The following is a 1,119-nucleotide window of genomic DNA, read 5'->3' as shown; positions in this document are numbered from 1 at the left end:
TTATTGATCCGGCATTGAAATGTTGAACTTTTCCGGACGCGTAGAGTCTGACCCTGCATGGACAAGATCGACTCTCGAACGCTGCCGCTGGAGGCCCTCAACGAGCGCAGGCGCCGGGCGGTGAAGATGCGGCTGGATGGCGTGCCCTTGCAGGAGGTGGCGGTGCAGTGCGAGCTCTCGCGCACCACCGTGATCGCCGCGGTCAAGGCATTCCATGCGGGCGGCTGGAAGGCGGTGATGGTGGAGCGGCCGGGTCGCCCGGTGGGCACGGGTCGCACCCTCACCACGCAGCAAGAGCGTGAGGTGCAGCAACTCATCCGTGACCGTACGCCGGACCAACTGAAGATGGTCTACGCGCTGTGGACGCGCCAGGCGGTGGCTGAGCTGATCCGGGATCGCTTCGGCATCGAGCTGCCGGTGCGTACGATGGGCCTGTACCTCTCGCGCTGGGGCTTCACGCCGCAGAAGCCCATGAGGAAGGCCTACGAGCAGTCGCCTGCGGCGGTGCAGAAGTGGCTCGACGAGCAGTACCCCATCATCGCGGCGTGCGCCAAGGTGGAGGGAGCCGAGATCCATTGGGGCGACGAGACGGGCCTTCGCAGCGACGACGTGCGCGGGCGCAGCTTCGCGCCGCAGGGCCAGACGCCGGTGGTGCGGGTGAACAACAAGCGCCACGGCCTGTCGATCATCTCCACGGTCACCAGCCGCGGCACGATGCGCTGGAAGATCTTCGACGGAGCGCTCAACGCCGACATCCTGATCGACTTCATGAAGCGGCTCATCCGCGACGCCGGGCGCAAGGTCTACCTGATCCTGGACAACCTGCGGGTGCACCACAGCAAGCCGGTGAAGGCGTGGCTGGCCGAGCACGAGCGGGAGATCGAGGTGTTCTACCTGCCCAGCTACAGCCCGGAGCTCAACCCCGACGAGATGGCCAACGCGGACCTGAAGCAGGCGGTGACGAAGCTCGCCCCGGCGCGCACGAAGCTGCAACTTGTGAAGGCCGCGGCGCGCCACCTGCGCAGCGTGCAGAGGCAGCCCGAGCGGATCAAGAGCTACTTCGAGCATGAGCCGGTTCGGTATGCGGCTTGAGTTCAACACTTTGATGCCGGCTCAATA

At 65.7% G+C, this 1,119-nt stretch carries 1 protein-coding gene; it reads left to right on the top strand.

The genetic code is table 11. The annotated features are described in order from the left end of the window. Positions 1 to 57 precede the first annotated feature (57 nt). Positions 58 to 1,092, top strand: coding sequence for an IS630 family transposase (locus tag KAK07_RS25070; protein ID WP_210804701.1), 1,035 nt, complete (start codon positions 58 to 60; stop codon positions 1,090 to 1,092). The last annotated feature ends 27 nt before the right edge of the window (positions 1,093 to 1,119 follow it).

The sequence above is a fragment of the Ideonella alba genome (assembly GCF_018069875.1).
Classification (GTDB): Bacteria; Pseudomonadota; Gammaproteobacteria; order Burkholderiales; family Burkholderiaceae_C; genus Ideonella; species Ideonella alba.
This window is presented reverse-complemented; position numbering and strand designations above follow the sequence as displayed.

Excerpts from the sequence above, each read along its gene's own strand:
- KAK07_RS25070 (WP_210804701.1), top strand. The coding sequence starts at position 58 with ATGGACAAGATCGACTCTCGAACGCTGCCGCTGGAGGCCCTCAACGAG.